This is a genomic window from Shewanella psychropiezotolerans (assembly GCF_007197555.1).
GTDB lineage: Bacteria > Pseudomonadota > Gammaproteobacteria > Enterobacterales > Shewanellaceae > Shewanella > Shewanella psychropiezotolerans.
Window position 1 is genome coordinate 5,432,541 of record NZ_CP041614.1, and the last position, 17,593, is coordinate 5,450,133.

7 protein-coding genes are annotated in these 17,593 nt (G+C 46.7%); 3 read left to right on the forward strand and 4 right to left on the reverse strand.

Annotated features, from left to right (window positions below; translation table 11 throughout):
- Positions 1-59: 59 nt before the first annotated feature.
- From FM037_RS23810 to glnE, 4 genes are all read right to left on the reverse strand, one after another.
- Positions 60-875 carry a porin family protein gene (locus tag FM037_RS23810; protein ID WP_144048052.1) on the reverse strand — a complete coding sequence of 272 codons (816 nt, stop codon included), beginning with the start codon at positions 873-875 and terminating at the stop codon, positions 60-62.
- Between the two features lie 243 nt (positions 876-1,118).
- Positions 1,119-1,874 (reverse strand): DUF4347 domain-containing protein, encoded by a 756-nt coding sequence (locus FM037_RS23815; RefSeq protein WP_144048053.1) that lies wholly within the window; start codon positions 1,872-1,874, stop codon positions 1,119-1,121.
- A gap of 202 nt (positions 1,875-2,076) precedes the next feature.
- Positions 2,077-10,338 carry an Ig-like domain-containing protein gene (locus tag FM037_RS23820; protein ID WP_185976894.1) on the reverse strand — a complete coding sequence of 2,754 codons (8,262 nt, stop codon included), beginning with the start codon at positions 10,336-10,338 and terminating at the stop codon, positions 2,077-2,079.
- A 329-nt stretch (positions 10,339-10,667) separates the two neighbouring features.
- Positions 10,668-13,529 carry a bifunctional [glutamate--ammonia ligase]-adenylyl-L-tyrosine phosphorylase/[glutamate--ammonia-ligase] adenylyltransferase gene (gene glnE / locus FM037_RS23825; RefSeq protein ID WP_152829662.1) on the reverse strand — a complete coding sequence of 954 codons (2,862 nt, stop codon included), beginning with the start codon at positions 13,527-13,529 and terminating at the stop codon, positions 10,668-10,670.
- A gap of 269 nt (positions 13,530-13,798) precedes the next feature.
- Here glnE and FM037_RS23830 point away from each other — a divergent pair, with 269 nt between their 5' ends.
- The 3 genes from FM037_RS23830 (at position 13,799) to FM037_RS23840 (ending at position 17,473) form a co-directional block, all read left to right on the forward strand.
- Complete coding sequence (locus tag FM037_RS23830) at positions 13,799-14,758, forward strand: hypothetical protein (protein ID WP_144048055.1); 960 nt, start codon at positions 13,799-13,801, stop codon at positions 14,756-14,758.
- Positions 14,759-14,771: 13 nt separating this feature from the next.
- A complete protein-coding gene (locus tag FM037_RS23835) occupies positions 14,772-15,671 on the forward strand; it encodes a DUF350 domain-containing protein (protein ID WP_144048056.1) in 900 nt (299 codons plus the stop codon).
- Positions 15,672-15,745: 74 nt separating this feature from the next.
- On the forward strand, positions 15,746-17,473 hold the full coding sequence (locus FM037_RS23840; RefSeq protein WP_144048057.1) for a polyamine aminopropyltransferase: 1,728 nt from the start codon (positions 15,746-15,748) through the stop codon (positions 17,471-17,473).
- Positions 17,474-17,593: the final 120 nt, after the last annotated feature.

Below are 17,593 nucleotides of genomic sequence, written 5' to 3' on the forward strand. Positions count from 1 at the left end.
GTTGAACAGTAAAACACTTAAGAGATACAACTTGTATCACTGCGATGATGATCGCTATTTTAAAACCGATATTGAAACTTGAGTCCTAGCTGATCATGATTCTCTCCCTGTATCTCAAAGTGATTCCAATCCAGCATAATGCTCACTTCATCTGATAAACGATACTTGATCCCACCCCCTCCGTAGGGAGATATGCCCCTTGAAGCATCTTTATCTGCTCCTGAAAAATTGAGCCTCTCTTCCTGCCAATGATAGGCACCAAAATAGATCTGACTGGAGAGCCTACCAGTTAACTTAAAAGTACGAACCACACTCGCTCCCCAACCTTCATATAAGCCATTGCTATACGAACTGCTAGCATAAGAACTAACCGGATCACTATAGCGATCAGAATCCAGATAACGCCAAGTAGGTTGATATAAGCTATCGGCGAAAAACATACTCCCACCGATCCGTAGTGATTCGAAAGACACTTGCCACTGCGGACTGAAGTGGTACTCCACCACTAACAAATTCTCACTGGAATTGAAGTTGAGATTAAGCCTCGATTTACTCTCTTTGTTCTTTCCTAATGTTTTGTCTGAACGATTTGGCTCCGCCATATATTGATAGTCATAAGCATCAAAGAAATTGTTTCCTAAAGTAGGATAATCAGATTCTACGGCGGCACTCGCCTGTACGATGAAAAGACAACACAGGATCCCAAACCAGGCATAAGGAAGTCTGACTCTAGGCTTTCTTCTCTTATTCTGAGTGTTTTTTCTTTGAGAAAAACCGCGAGAGTTGAGTTTCTCACCGGTACTGATCAGGCTCAATACAGCTAGGCCACGAGCCACCTTATAATTACTATTAACTCTCAAAATTGCCGATTTCATAATGCACCTCAAAAATCATATGCAGTAATAAATACCAAGCAATAGACGAGCCAGCTCATTTCATGAGCTAAGTTTTTCAACATCTTATTTGGGAATTAAATAACAAAGGCAAAATCTTGTCGCGGCTTATGCTCGACCCTAAGACCAAGTAAAGGCAAGAGCAAGAAGTCGGATACGCTTCTCGCCGCAGCATTAACTCAATATTCATACTCAAAATGGCTCATCAAGAGAAACTATATCTGACTATGGCTGATGGATTGCTTTCGACGCCCCAGCATTAACTTTAGATGCAAGTTCCATATCCCCCACTCGATACTCCAGCTCCCAATTACGCCCCTCACTCAGCTCACCCGTTATATCTATGGAAGTGGCAACATCTAAGGAAGTTAATTTAGCTAAGGTATCGACAAAACTTCTGCTAAGCCGTTCAGAACCTTGGTTACAACCATATAAGTTAAGAACTGTGCCTGGTTGTAGCAAGTCGCCGATCTCCAGCATCAAGGTTTTTCGAGCCGAAATATATTGCTTATCGACCCACCTTTCAGACAGAAATAGAGCCCCATTGGATGCATGGGATATGATGGAGATATGTGCAATATTGGTTGTCGTCTGTATGATGTTTTTTATCTGTAACAGGGGCTCCTTATAAGGTTTTAGGAAAAATATTTTAGTGTTATTGGCATGCCCGGCATGTTGTTTAAACTTGGTATTGAGCGCTTCCACCAGCATTTTGGGGTCATGCACCGACAGGTCCATGATGATCAGCTCTCTACTAAATTGAGATTGTATTGTCAGCTCAGCATTAGCAGGCTGGCTCACTAACGAGCAGGCTAGTAAGATCACCGCACAATTGAAGAGTCCAATACCATTTAAAGTTTGAAAGCACGGAGCTAACACTCCTCTACGAACTTGGGTAATCAATTGACCTAACAAACTCATGACAGTTTGCACATCTGAGGGAACCCACCCTCTGCCAAAATGACAGAACAAAGGTTTCATAGCCAACTCCAATTAAATGTTGTTATTTAACTGCTTAAGTTCTGCATAGAACATACCAAGTATTAAGTGATGTAATTTCAACAGCTTAATATTATTCACGTTTTTCTAATCTGCGAATCCTCCGCAATGTGCAGCGCAAAACGCGATGAACCAGCCAGAATCTCAATTTGAAGGTCATTGACTTCAAAATACTCAACACAAATTAAAACAGATACTGTACTCCGACACCAATCAAGTCACGACTCTGCTCATCTAAGCTAAAATGACTCCACTGTACTGAGAAACGGATATTTTTCGTTAATGCATACTCAACACCTAGCCCCCCATAGACTGAGTAGCCATCATCTTCGCTGGTCACTACCTGCAGAGAATCGATATCATAAGAGGTGTAATCTGCTTGCCAATGAAACAAACCCAGATGAAGTAAGGCGCTCACATCAGCGATAAATTGATAGCGGTACCCTAGGTTCAATCCTAGTCCCTTGACAGAGTCCGGATAAAACTGGCTAGCCGTGGCATAAAAAGTCTCTGGATCATCCGTCACTCCTTTTATCCTCACGCTCACCTCTCCTAAGTCGATATATTCCAAAGCCACAGACCAACTTGGTGTAAAGGCATAGCCGGCACCGAGCTTCCAGCCAGAAGTCGATTCATCAAGCTCAATCACTTGAGCATTTAATCCTGCATCCACCAGAGATTGATTGATGTCCCCCGTGTTGTCCGAGCTCTGAGCCCGCGCGAAGAGTCCAGAAATAAAGAAGCCCGTCAGGCTTACATCTTCAGACATCACTTGTGGAGCAACGTCGGCTTTGACCTGGGCCGTCAGTGAAAGCAAAATTATAGTCAGGAGTACAGATAAACGATGAACTTGGCGTCTATGGCTTATATTCCTAAGCTGCCTATTTTTCAATAGTCCGTTTCTAAACCAGCGGCTTCTCAACGGTCCATTTCTGAAGAAGGCAATAACGGCCAATAGGGACAAGATAAAGATTTGCATACTCGCTCCAGATGAGGAACCACCTCCCTCAGTTAAAATTTCCACCTCGACAGTTTCGCTGCCTGGCTGATCTAGCTCCTCTTGAATTAAGCAGCCGGTAATGTTTACCGCCCCATTCACAACTTCATCGGCGTCATTGATACCGCCATCCTGAATGACCAGCTGTAAACACCAATCCCCTTGATTAAGCCCCTCAGAATACTCATCCGACCCCGGCGGTGGACAATAACCTGCGGCCCCTGGCGCCGACATGAGTTGGTTATCGGCATTTGTTTCAAAAGTAAACCAACCTTTATCATGAATAAAATGACGATAGCCTGCATGTTCAGGAATTGAGTTACGCTGTGGAATAACGATATTGACGGCCTGGTTCTGCTCGGATAAATCGAGTGCCTCTATGTTAAATACGCCGCCAACATCGACAAAATCACCTGGCATGATGCCTTGCAGGTTAGCGTGAATATCTGAGCCTGCTACTTGGGCTCCCATATACACACCAGACATAGCATATTGACCTAAACGGCAGCCTACCCCTGACTCACACTCCACCAGATAAGATTCAGTGTTGACGATTCTCTCGGGTAGCACGTTTGCGGCCGCGATAGGATCTAAGTAATCTGGGATACCATCACCGTCTGAGTCACCTAAGCCCTCCTCAATATCAGCAATGCCATCTCCATCGGAATCAGCCTGAGTCAACAAAGGTAAGAGCTCCGACACTCGAATCCTTAACTCATTGAAGTGACTTAAATTAGGCTTGCCATCATCGGTTACTGTGACTCTCACCGTATAGACCCCCTCAGCTAAGCCACTGGGATCAAACAACCAAGTTTCTAACTTCATCCCACTAACTCCTGATGGGGATATTTTTTGTATAACACCTTTCTCTTCAAAGAGTTGAACATCCTGAAGTTCACTGTCTGTCAAACTCCAATCCAACGTATGACTATTGAGGCTATTGGGATCGGTATAATTGGCCTGAATTTCAACGGCACCATCAACTTTTGCCACCCAGGTACGCTGCTCTTCATATTGATAAGAGGAGAGTTGTATTTCTGGTGCCAAGTTATCTAAGGTAATCGTGACATAGTGCTCTTTCTTACTGCCAAGATTTAATTGATCATCCAGATGAATGGACACCACCTCGTCCTGCAGCGTCTCCTGTTCCATATCCAGGGCGGTAAACTCAATCGTCGCCACGACTTGGCCTGATTCGAATGTCACCATAGTGCTAGTGAGATCATGGTGCAGTCCCTCAACCGCACTGCCTGCCACACTGTAAGCTACCGATAGAGGATACTCAGGAGAGAGTCCGTTAAGATAAACAGAAACTGAGACTAGGTTACCCTGGGCAACGATTTGATCTTGAGGTAGAGAGATAAGTGGACGCACAAAGATATTTTGAACCAACTCACTGACATTACCGGCAGCATCGACTGCGGTCCATGTCACCTGGTGAGTTCCGGGCTTTAGCTGAGGCAGGTCACTTACCATGGTGTGACTTAAGTCTTCACAGCAAGTCTGCCTTACGCCATCGACATAATCATAAGCTTGGGCTTGCCCTATGCTCACACCAGTAAATAAGCCAGTGGCATCGATCCAGATATCATCAGGAATAATAAGCTCAGGCGCGACATCGTCAACATAGAGATTACTTCCGGCTAGCCATTCATCCAAATTACTTAGGCCATCGCCATCGGCATCTTGCCCGGCATCGGTGGCATCGAATGGATCTAAACCTAATTCAATTTCGATGACATCCGGGATACCATCACCATCTGAATCAAGCACTTCAACTTGGATATAAAATGCCTCCAACTCAACCTCTATGACCCCATCCGACACTGAAATAACCATAGGACCATAGCTACCGACATCTTCATAAGCAGGAACGCCACTCAAGGTGCCGGTGAGAGGATCGAAACTAGCCCATGAGGGTAAGCCTGTGATAGTGAAGGCCAAAGTATCATTGTCTATATCTAAGCTAGTGGGAGTGAATTGGTAAGGGTCACCCTCGAGGAGAGTTTCAGGTGCACTACCCGAAATTTGCGGTGCATCATTGACTGGGGTTACGTCTAAACTGACCAATGCAGTTTCAGAGCTATCACCCGCATCATCGCTGACTTGGTAGCTAAAACTATCACTGCCGTTGAAGTTAGCATCTGGTATATAGAGCACGCTGCCATCAGAATTGACTTCCAATATTCCTGAAGCAGGCGAACTCATGATGACCACACTGTTTACATCCAAGACTCCATCTAAGTCGGTGTCATTGGTCAAGATATAAAGTGTTATCTGGCTATCTTCATCCAGCACAGCCTCATAATCTTGGGCCAAGGGATGATCGTTGATGCTATCTATGCTGATCTGAACATTAGCTTCACTCGTCACGCCATCATTATCGTTAATCGAGTAACTAAAGCTGTCCGGTCCATAATAGTTATCGTCAGGAGTGTATCTTAACAATCCCCCCGGCAATATTGTGACTGCGCCGTGCTCTGGCATAACCGTCACCATCAAGCTAGCTAAAACTAACCCACCGTCGATATCTGTGTCGTTACCCATCACATTGATGTCATTGACGCCATCTTCCATGAGTTGAGCGATATCATCCTGCAACCTGGGGGCATCGTTGATAGAAGCTATGCTCACACTCACAGTACCAGGCAAGGACACGGCACCTTCACTGTCCTTGACTGTGTAGCTGAAGCTGTCATCGCCAAAATAATCGGCATTTGGCGTGTAAGTGACCTCTCCCGTTACTGAAATACTCACCACGCCATGAGTTGGGCCGCTAAATACACTCACCGACTCGGGCACTATCTGTGAGTCTATGTCGGTGTCATTCGCCGTCACATTGAAGCTTATGCTCTGGTCTTCATCGGCTGTCAGGCTATCCATTTCGGCAATTGGTGCATCATTGATGCCTTGCACGTTTAAGGTAACCAGAGTGGCTTCACTAACTGCCCCCATCAAATCCGCCACGGTATAGCTGAAACTATCTGGACCGACATAGTTACCATCAGGCAGGTAACTTAGCACACCGTCAACATGGGTCAGCTGACCATGAAGCGGCGCCTGTACTATCACCACCGAATGAATATCCAGAGATGAATCACCGCTATCATCGATATCTAAGTCATTGGCCAACACTTCAATGTCTAAGATGATGTCTTCATCGACACTGGCAAAATCGGGTTCAGGCCTGGGTGCATCGTTCACCGCAGCCACCACTATAGTCACTGCAACTGTGTTAGACACTGCACCGTCACCATCGGATACTCGATAAGTCAGGCTATCGCTGCCGTTAAAGTCGGCATTAGGGGTTAAGGTCACCACACCATTTTCCACACTGGCACTCATGTGCTGTGGCTGGTCAACCAACACAGTACTCGCCGGATTGAGGGCAAACTCGACATCTGTGTCATTGAGCAGCAAGTCAAACTTAAACGACGTATCTTCCTCCATGCTGATAAGGTCGGCCTCGGCCACGGGAGCATCGTTGACCGCTGTGACATTGAGGTAAATAACCGCCTGCGCTGCACCGCCTTGGCCATCACTCACGCTATATTGCACGCTGTCGCTGCCATTGAAATTGGCATCCGGCGTGTAGCTGACGCTGCCATCATTATGATTGACTGTGCTGCCGTGACTGGCGGTGTCTAGGGTCACTGTTAACCCATCGTTATCCACATCGCTGTCATTACTCAGCACTGAGAAAGTCACTGAGCCATCCTCGGTGACATAGGCATAATCATCCACCGCCACAGGTTGATCGTTGATGGCATTAATGGTGATGGTTAACTGAGCTTGAGCCGTGCCTCCATGACCATCATCGATTGAATAAGTCAGACTGTCGATGCCATTGAAGTCCTGCACTGGCGTGTAACTAATATTGCCATCTAGCCCTACAGTGACATCACCATGGCTAGGAGATTGAGCCGTGACCACCAGCAGGTCCTTGTCCAGATCGCTGTCATTTTCCAGCACCTGGATCGTCACACTGGTGTCTTCATCGAGACTCACCGCATCATTGATCGCAATGGGGTGATCATTAACACTGCTCACCAAAATAGAGAGTACGGCGCTGGCGCTGGCGCCATTACCATCGCTAATGGTGTAAGTGAGACTGTCGGCCCCATTGAAATGCGCGTTCGGCGTATACTGCACCAGACCTAGCGCAGTTACGGATGCCACACCATTGGCCGCTGGTTGCACGGTTACCGTCAGGCTATCGCCATCAATATCACTGTCATTGGCTAGCACAGGGACAGTAACATTCGCATCTTCATTGAGAGTCGCACTGTCATCGACCGCAATCGGCGCATCATTGACACCATTCACCATCACGTTAAACAAGGCCGAGTCTTGCCCGCCATGACCATCGTCTATGGTGTAGATTAAGCTATCACTGCCATTGAAATCGGGATCGGGTACATAGGTGATACTGCCATTCGCCTCGACACTGGCTTGACCATGGCTAGGCTGAGCAACTGAAACCGTTAGAGGATGATTTTCTATATCTATATCGTTATCTAGCACTGCATATGTGAGCGTAGCGTCTTCATCTACTGTTGCCGTATCTGCATTAGCCTTAGGTGCATCGTTAACCTCAGTAACACTAATCGAAATCACAGCGGCAGATTGAAGGCCTGAAGGGTCAGAAATAAGGTAATTTATCTGCACACTGCCCTGGTAATTCTCTGTCGGAGTGTAAAGTACACTCATATCCGGATTCACCGTCACCTGGCCACTCGATGCCACAACGGAAATATAAGAGAGAAGATCCCCCTCTACGTCCACATCATTGCTAAGAGGCGTCAAGAGCACACTTGTATCCTCTGCAAGTGCTGCAGAATCATCATTAGCAGTAGGCGCATCATTGACGGGTCTGACCGTGATAGCCACAGTAGCCGTTGACTCGCCGCCATTGCCATCACTAATACTGTAAGTGATCTGATCTTGGCCAAAGTAATTTAATGCTGGGGCGTAGGTTAGGCTCTGGTTAGAATTGACCGACGTCGTCCCATGTAGTGACTGATGAGTCGTCACGGAAAGTGGATCATTTTCAGGATCGCTATCATTTGTCAGAACTGAAATTGAAATGCTCTGATCTTCATCTAGTTCAGCAGAGTCATTACTCGCGACAGGCAGATCATTAACGCTCACCACAGTCACGGTCACGTTTGCTGTATCGCTGCCACCGATCCCATCACTAATGGTATAGCTGAATGAATCTGTGCCATAAAACTGCGCATTTGGTGTATAGGTCACTATGTTATTAACCAGGCTTAGCTGTCCATGGCTTGGAGTTGTGAGTGTCATATTTAACGCGTCACCATCAGGCTCACTATCGTTCGCCAGCACATCGAACACTGAGCTTGTATCTTCATTTATAGTGAAAAGGTCATCTTGCGCAATGGGGTTGCCATTAACCGTGACTAAGATATTGGCACTCGCCACAGAGCCTATACCGTCAGAAATGACATAGGAGATGATTTCCAAACCACTAAAACTCGCGTCCGGCGTATATGAGATGGTGTTATCACCATTGAGCACTACTGTGCCATTCGGAGCATTGAATTGGGTAATGGTTAAGGGATCCCCATCGGGGTCTGAATCATTCGCCAACACATCGACTATCACCATCTGGCCTTGTTGGGTTAAGGCCGAGTCATCCTGTGCAATCGGTGCCTCATTGACGATAACTAAGTTAACTGAAGCCTCGGAGGTGATGCCATTGCTATCTTTGGCACTAAAGATCACCACATATGCCTTACCTAACATGTCATCGGAAGGAATGAATGTCACTTCAATCACGCTAGTCCCGGTCACAGAGTCTTGGCTTATGATGCTGGTGCTCCATATCGCAGGATCTGTCGAGGGCGGGTTTAACACACTTATAGTGGGGACATCGGGATCGCCATTCTCGTCGACATCAGTAGCCGTGATAGTAAAAGTGGTTGTTTGATGTAACTGGATATATTGGGTTGCGGTGATCTCTGGGCCGGGATTGAAACCTGGAGAAGCATTATCTGGATCACTGATGATAAACACGAAATCCAGAGGCGCCTTAGACTTTACCACGCCATTAATATCCAGATCTTCCAGGACAATGGCAGCTTGCCAACGATTACTCGTTACAGTGCTGGGATTAGCATTGTCGGTATAGGTAATCAAATCCCCATTAGCTAGATCCCCAGCCAGATCCCAGGTAATGAGTCCTTCGGGAGAAAGCTGCATCCCAGTAGGTTTTTCAACCTCTACATTACTATTACCCGAGTAAAACTCTTTTTTCTTACCCCAACGATATCGAATTTTATCGCCATTTTGATCCACCCCAGATATTTGCATGGTAAATGGGTGATCGTCTCTGACATACACCAGAGCCGATACGGCGGTTACCGGTGAGGCATTGGTAATTTCACCATTTACGACAGAGGTCGTCGCTTCTGCGCGCCAGTATGAATTGTTCTGGCTCATGGCAGGGCTTCTGGCGTAGGAATTCCAAGAGAGAATATAATCACCATCGGCTTGATATTTATGTACTAAACCCGGCTCATAGCCATTCGAGCCTATACTCACCACCTCGACAAGCGCGTCATTGGTTGCACTGTCTTTCGAAAGCAGTTGCACACAAATGTTAGCTTGACCTTGACCGTCTCCCCATGAAAAACCAGCCAGATAATTCATCTGACAATTTACCGTACCCACTGAGGAGTTAACCAACTTAGTCATAATGTAGTGATCTAAAGTGTAGCCAATCTGCACCTTGAGGCGAACCTTGCCACTCTCCCCCGCTATAGGCTCGACCGCCATGGTGCCGTAACGAAAGTGATTCAGTGTGGATGAGTAAGAAGTTGGCAGCGCTTCAAAAAAAACCGACCGAGAATCTATGTCTCCCACCCGATACTCAAGCTCCCAGTTATGGCCCTGTTTAACTCCACCAGTGGTATCGGTAGAGGCGGCCACATCCAATTGAGTTAACTCGGCCACCCTGTTAACGAAACTTTTACCCGATACACCCGACGCTAGATTACAACCATATAACTTAAGATCCGCTCCCTTTTTCAGGCTAGATCCTATCTCACTCATCATAGCTTCATGCTGATTAATATAACCCTTATCTATCCATTTACCCGCAAGGAAAATCGCACCATTAGATGCATGGGAGATAATAGACAGCTGAGATAAATCAGAGGTGTCTTTAATCGCGTTTCTTATCTGTTGCAATGGCTCCAGTTCTGGCTTGAGGAAGACAATTTTAGTTTTATTGTTCTGACCTAGATGCTGCTTAAATTTGGCGTTTAGCGCTTGATAAAGCATGTAAGGCTCATGAACCGCTGAATCTATGATGATCAACTCAGTTTCAGGGAAACCTGCGAACAAATCCTCAGTCTCTTGCTGCGCCGCTTTCGCCTGCTGCACTACCAGCAGACAAGTAATAAGCACCAGAAAACCACTCAAATGAGTGACCTTGTCACCTTCTCGGAAAAAGAGTTTCGAAATGAGTTTAGAGAAATGATGTCTGTCAGAGAATAACGGTGAGAAGAATCTGCTAACCCATCGAGTTAGCAGGAGAATCCATGGATATATGAGATCAAGTTTCATCGTTCACCTCAAGTTGAAGAGTATACAATTCAACTTGGATGCATAGAGCAGGCCAGTTATTTACTACCTATTTTTCAGACTATTAGCACACGTGACTATTAAAATTCACGTTAATTTAGACAAGCTGCATGGCAAAATGCGAAGTCGAAACATGATAAATTTCAGCCAATTTAAATGAATGAGCATTATTGCAATACCCTTCGATAGATATCCATCACCCTTTGGGCATGTTCATCAGCTTTAGTGTCGAGTATCTGCGCAGGAAGATGCTGTAAGGCCAGCCTATGACTCTCATCACGAAGAAAGAAGTAGGCTTGAATGAGTAACTGAACATCGATGAGAGGCAAGAGTTCGAGCTCACCTAAGGTTTCAAAAATCCTCACATTATCAGACCAGGTAGACAGCTCATCGTGTTCATGTGCATAGGCAAGCACCAGGTATTGAGCGAGAAATTCTATATCGGCGATCCCCCCTTCACTCTGCTTAAGATCGAACATCCCGGTATCGACTTTTAAAAGGTGTTCACGCATCTTGAGTCGCATCTCCCTCACATCTGTGGCTAAGGCATGTTTATCTCGATTCTGTTCGATAACCTGAGATCTTATCTGACTAAAACGACTCGACAACTCATTTTCACCGAACATAAACCTCGCTCTAACCAAGGCTTGATGCTCCCAGGTCCAGGCTTCCTCTTTCTGATACTGACCAAAGTTCTCAATTTCACTTACTAGCAAACCAGAAGCACCAGATGGACGTAGACGCATGTCCACTTCATAGAGTTCGCCGGATGTAGTGCGGGTGGAGAACAGGTGCAAGATCCGCTGAGCGAGCTTGAGATAGAAATGTCCAATGTCTATGGGTCTATCGCCATCAGTCTCGCTATGCTCTGGATATCGCTCACGGGAGTAGTTATGTAGAAACACCAGATCGAGATCCGATCCATACCCAAGCTCTAGCCCACCCGCTTTTCCATAACCAATGACGGCAAACCCCATATCGCCGCCTTCCAGGTGACTAGGAACGCCGTGACGGCTCGTTACTTGCAGCCAGGCTTGAGTAACGACCTGATCGATAACAGCCTCGGCAAGTAAGGTCAAATGATCGCTCACCTCGCTCACAGGTAAGACTCCAGTGACATCAGCCGCAGCTATTTTTAACTGCTGTGATAGCTTAAATTGCCTCAGAACCTCCATCTGCTGCTCCATATCCTCCTCAGGGACACGCAGTAAATATTGCCTCAATTCACTGCCATAATCATCGAGAGAAGTGGTGTCATATAGCTGAGTCGGATCGATAAGCTCATCGAGCAACATGGGAAACTTAGACAACTGCTGAGCAATCCAGGGACTCGCCTGACAGAGACTCACCAATTGTTGTCTGGCCCCAGGATTCTCATAGAGGAGTTCGAGATAGGTTGTGCGAGTTAAAATCTGATCCAGCACCTTAGACACTGACTCAAAGGCCTTGGATGGAGAGGCTAAATGAGTAAATTCACGCAATAGCCAAGGCATAAGCTTGTCTAAGGTATCTCGTCCACGGGGTCCTATGCTACGCTTTGCTATGGTTTCACGCCATTGCTTAAGCAATGGCCAGAGGTCGGGATCATCTATGGCTTGTTCACTGATCAAACTTTGAGCATGATCGTCTTCCTGGACATTCCAAAGATCTTGAGTCCAAAGATCGGTGATCTCATCTTGCTCATTCCCGCCAACGGTATCATTAAAATGACGATGGATCTTACTCATGGCCGACTCGATATGAGTCCTGAGCTCGGCTTCCGAAGCCATACCCATAGCATGACATAACCGATACCAATCCAAGCCATTATCCGGCAAGGTTTGAGTCTGCTTATCCCCTATAGCCTGGAGCAGGTTCTCGACACGCCTTAACAACAGATAACTCTGCTTGAGCTCATCCACCACCAAATACTCGAGTTGACCTAAGCTGTATAGGGTATCTATCGCCGCAAACAAACTCTGCTGACGCAATGAAGGCTCACGACCTCCACGGATCAGTTGAAAACTCTGAATAACAAACTCAACCTCTCGAATGCCACCTGCGCCTAACTTGATATTGTCGGTGAGCTGTCTGCGTCTCACTTCCTGAGTAATAAGTTGCTTCATCTTACGCAGGGATTCGATAGCTGAGAAATCGATATAACGACGGTAGACGAAAGGCCTTAACATGGAGTGGAGCTCATCTGAATATGCCGTCCAGGGACCAAGTGCCCTAGCCTTGACCATGGCATATCTTTCCCAATCCCGCCCCTGCTCCTGGTAATAATCCTCAAGACCACTGAAACTCACCACTAGCGGACCGCTCTCGCCATAGGGGCGCAGGCGCATATCGACGCGATAGACGAAACCATCGACGGTAACCTGGTGTAGCAGATTGACCAGGCGTTGGCCCATGCGAATGAAGAACTGCTGATTAGCTAAGCTTCTACGTCCTCCCTGAGTCTCACCATGCTCAGGAAAGGTAAAAATAAGATCGATATCGGAAGAGAAATTAAGTTCACGCCCCCCCAACTTACCCATGCCTAACACGATTAAAGGCTGAGGATTTCCTTCACTATCACAGGGGGTGCCGAGTTGCTTGCACATATCTTTATATAGCCAGTCTCGACCGGCAATGACCAAGGCTTCAGACAAGGCCGACAGATCTAATAATGAGTCTTCGAGGCTGACATAACCGAAGAAATCACGCCAAGCTAAACGCACCATCTGTCGATTACGATAACGTCGCAGATGAGTTTTAACTCCATCTTCATTGACGCAGGTCTCTAACAGTTCATGCAATTCTCTATCGAAGACCTGACGCTCCAGGCTGTCGAGCTGCCCATTAAAAAGAGGAGAGATCCAATCCGGATGACGACATAATTGCTCTGCAATAAAATCACTGAGCCCCATGATGCGATAAAGCTCGTCGCTCTGCTGCTGGTTAAGTTCGCTAGGGAGCTGAGGCCAGACTTCATTCAGCCTTTGCCAGTAACGATCTGCGACTTTAACAATAATGGCAGACAAGGGCTTGTTACTGATATTTTCCATTGCAATAATAATCCTTAACAATTTTGGCTGTCGACATATTATGTCTTTGGTGATATAGATATGTCTTAAATGATCTGCTTATGTCCCGAATGATATATATTAGTCATCATCTTGCATTAAGATGAACAGCTAACTGATATCTTAGATAAAACGACTATTTATTATCTCAGTTGAGAGGTTACTATAACCTAAGCAAGCACTATCTTGGGTAGTGAAATCTTGCTCTGAGAATATATAATTCAGTACCACCACATAATAATGGAGAGAACATGGCAGCGATGCTTATGCGTATTCTCACCCTGACATTGCTATTAACCTTAGTCGGTTGTGGTGATGACAGGCCCGACAAGATTGCTCAATTTCAGCAATTAGCCGGCAAGAGAATCGATACCTTGGGCCAGATGCTCAATGACGGCCAGATCCGTAATGCAATGTTACTCAAGCAGTACACGAGTATTATGGGAAGGCAGAATCCGGACATGGCACCACTATTTGGTGAGCTCGCCAAAGATGCGACCACCAAGGGCCCCATGTACACCTCTCTGGTGAGTCGATATCAAGATCTCAGCAGTGCCAGTAACTATGTTGATCTCGATCAGCAGTTAGCCGAAGCCGAGAATATCTATTATGCCGCCGACTCTAGCCTATATAACGATATGATCTCGGACCCACTCAATGTGGTCGCCGACATGTCTAATGGCGCACTCGCCAGAGTGAACTCCATCAGCCGCGAGGCCTCAGCCTTGGCCAACGGAGCCGATGATTTCGGTGCCGGAAGTCAACTTGTGGGTAACCCAGGTTATGGCAGCTGGCAGACAGGTTCTAGTGGCACGTCCTTCTGGGCTTGGTACGGTATGTATTCCATGTTCTCCAATGTGATGCGTGGACCTATCGGTTTCGATCGTTGGTCTGGCAGAAGAAACTACAGCTATTACAATGATGTTGGTCGATATCGATACACCTCACCTAAACAGGCCAGCGCACAAAATAAGACCTTCGAGCGCACCAAGAAACAATTCAACTCACAAGGGAAGAAGTTCGATAGCCCCTATGCCAAGTCACGCTCAGGCTCAACCAGCCTGTCGAGGCAAAGCACAAGTACACCTAAGGCGAGCACCACAGGCACTCGCAGTAAAAGTAGCAGTAAGTTTCGTTCTAATTACTCCAAGAACAGTAACTTCCGCAATTCTAACAGTCGCACGACTCGCGGTGTACGCCGAGGCAAATAGGTAAGGAATTCACATGACATTATTTCAAAACTTCGGCATAACTACAGATCTCGCGATCATCTTAGTAATCGATCTGACTATCGCCATTATTCTGCTCACCTTGATGCGTTACCTACAAGGCTGGACTGCTAAGGTCGATAGCCGTGTCGAACTGGCAGAGAGAGATAACTTTGCCTTCGGTATCAGCACTGCTGGCGCTATAGCGGGCTTGGGTATCGTACTCACAGGAGCCATCTCGGGAGAGGCTGCCAGCTCTTATGCTGCCGAAGCTATTGGCATGAGTGCCTACGGCCTATTTGGTCTGGTACTGATTAAGCTAGGTCGATATCTGCACGATAAGATTGCACTCAATGAGTTCAACAAGGGTGAGCAAATCCTTAAAGGCAATATTTCAGTTGCCATTGTCGATGCCAGCGCCGCGATCGCCACGGCGATTATCATCCGCTCGGTACTCATCTGGGCCGAAGATCTGACTGTCGATACCTTTATCGCCATATTCAGTGCCTTCGCTATCTCTCAGCTAATGCTGGTGCTACTGACCCGTTTTCGTGAGTACAGATATGCCAAGCGTAATCAAGACTCTTCCATGCAAGATGCCTTAGTTCAAGGCCATAAAGCCGTGGCGATTCGTCATAGCGGTTATATGCTGGCCATGGCACTGAGCTTCAACGCCGCGAGTCACTTCATTATCTATAACCCGCAGGCTTACATAGCCAATCTCATAGGTTGGCTAGTCTTCTCGGTGATCATGTTAGTGGCACTCACTGTCTTGATTAAGATAGTGAAGAAGTTAGTACTTTCTAACATCAACTTAGCCCAAGAAGTGGAACAGCAACACAATGTCGGTATCGCTACCGTAGAGTTGGCCATCAGTGTCGCCGTGGCCCTCATTCTCACCAGCTTGATGTATTAAATTAGTTATCTGCTCCACAAATACGGTTAATCATCTGATTAGCCGTTTTATTTTCCTTAATCCAAGAGATACAAGTGACTGAAAAAGCGCTTAATACCGGCTCGTCAAACCAAGAAAGAAAACTCAGCTGGTTTGACGATACCTTACTGCTAGGCATCATGGCCGTACTCGCCGGCTGTGGTTTAATCTACGAATATCTACTCTCCCATTATGCAGGTCGCATCCTTGGAGCATTAGAAGCCGCCATCTATACCATGATTGGCCTGATGATCGTCTCCATGGGCATAGGTGCATTCGCCGCCAGAAAGATACGCTGTGCCTACACAGGTTTTGCCGTACTCGAACTCAGCGTAGCCCTGTGTGGCTCACTAGCCATATTGGTCACTGCCGCCGTTATCGGCTTCGGACAACAACTGCCCCTGATCATAGCCAGCACATTAGGCTTACCGCCGGATCAACTCCCCGAAGGCGGCTTCATCGGCCTGTTACAGCACCTGAGTGAATACCTCCCCTACTTCTGGGGCGTAGTGCTCGGCTTGATGATCGGCATGGAGATCCCCCTCATCGCTCGCGTGCGCCAATCTCTGTGTGATGAGCACCTGATGCACAATGCCGGCACCATCTATGGCGCCGACTACGTAGGTGCGGGTATAGGAGCCGCCATCTGGGTGACCTTTATGCTAGCCATAGATATTCAGCTTGCGGCGGCATTGACAGCCAGCTTTAATTTATTGGCAGGTTTTATCTTTATCTGGCGCTTCTGGGATCGAATCAAGTTCGTAAAGATTTTGTTGGTTGGCCATTTTATCGCATCGGGTATCTTACTCTTGTTGGCTTGGCACGGTCCCGGCTGGGAGCAAAACTTCAATAACTTGCTCTATAAAGATAATGTTATCTATGCTAAGTCGACCCGTTTTCAGCAGCTCACCTTTACCGAGAGATTGAGAGGCAGTGGCATAGCTCCTGTTTATTCTTTGTATATCAATGGACGATTGCAGTTCTCCAGTATCGATGAGCATATTTATCATGCATTTCTGGTCCATCCGACCATGGAAGCGGCGGCTCGCCACGATAGAGTCTTGATCATAGGCGGCGGCGATGGGTTAGGATTAAAACAAGTATTAAAGTGGCAACCTAAACACGTCACCCTGATGGATCTCGATAAAGATCTGCTGGCCCTGTTCACCTCTCACGACGCCGATATGCCAAAGCGATTAAGCCAAACTTTGCTTAAGCTCAATGGTGATGCCCTCAACGATCCTAGGGTCGAAGTCTTGGTAGACGATGCCTTTAATGGCGTAGATAAACTACTGAGGAAAGGTGAGAAATATGATGTCATCATAGTCGACCTACCAGACCCCAGCCATCCAGATCTCAATAAGCTATACTCAGATCTTTTTTATAAGAAACTAAAGGAACTCTTGAGTGCAGATGGTGCTCTAACAGTACAATCAACATCCCCCTACCATGCGCCTAAGGCCTTTATTTCTGTCGGAAAAACCTTAGCACTTGCAGGCTTCGATGTTAGCCAGTACCACCACAATGTGCCGAGTTTCGGTGAATGGGGCTGGAGTATAGCCACTGCATCGGGCAAGAATGCCAAGGCAAGACTGAGTGACATCGAACAGCTGTCGATAACAGATGACTGGCTGACGCCTGGGCTTATCAAGGGCGCTTTCGAGTTTCCAGGGAACTTCTATCAAGATATAGACAAGATTCAAGCCAACAGAATTGGCTCGATGCAGTTATACCAGTACCATCAGCAGGCCTGGAGAGAAAATCAGGGAGTGACACTATTCTGATGACCAGTGACTCGCTATAGCTATCACAGGCAAGCAGCTACAGAAACAAGAATCTAGATCAACATCGAGCTGTCTCAATATTATGGAATGATAAATAAGACAGCTCAGTTTTTACTTATA

Excerpts from the sequence above, each read along its gene's own strand:
- FM037_RS23835 (WP_144048056.1), top strand. The coding sequence starts at position 14,772 with ATGACATTATTTCAAAACTTCGGCATAACTACAGATCTCGCGATCATC.
- FM037_RS23810 (WP_144048052.1), bottom strand. The coding sequence starts at position 875 with ATGAAATCGGCAATTTTGAGAGTTAATAGTAATTATAAGGTGGCTCGT.
- FM037_RS23830 (WP_144048055.1), top strand. The coding sequence starts at position 13,799 with ATGGCAGCGATGCTTATGCGTATTCTCACCCTGACATTGCTATTAACC.
- FM037_RS23815 (WP_144048053.1), bottom strand. The coding sequence starts at position 1,874 with ATGAAACCTTTGTTCTGTCATTTTGGCAGAGGGTGGGTTCCCTCAGAT.
- glnE (WP_152829662.1), bottom strand. The coding sequence starts at position 13,529 with ATGGAAAATATCAGTAACAAGCCCTTGTCTGCCATTATTGTTAAAGTC.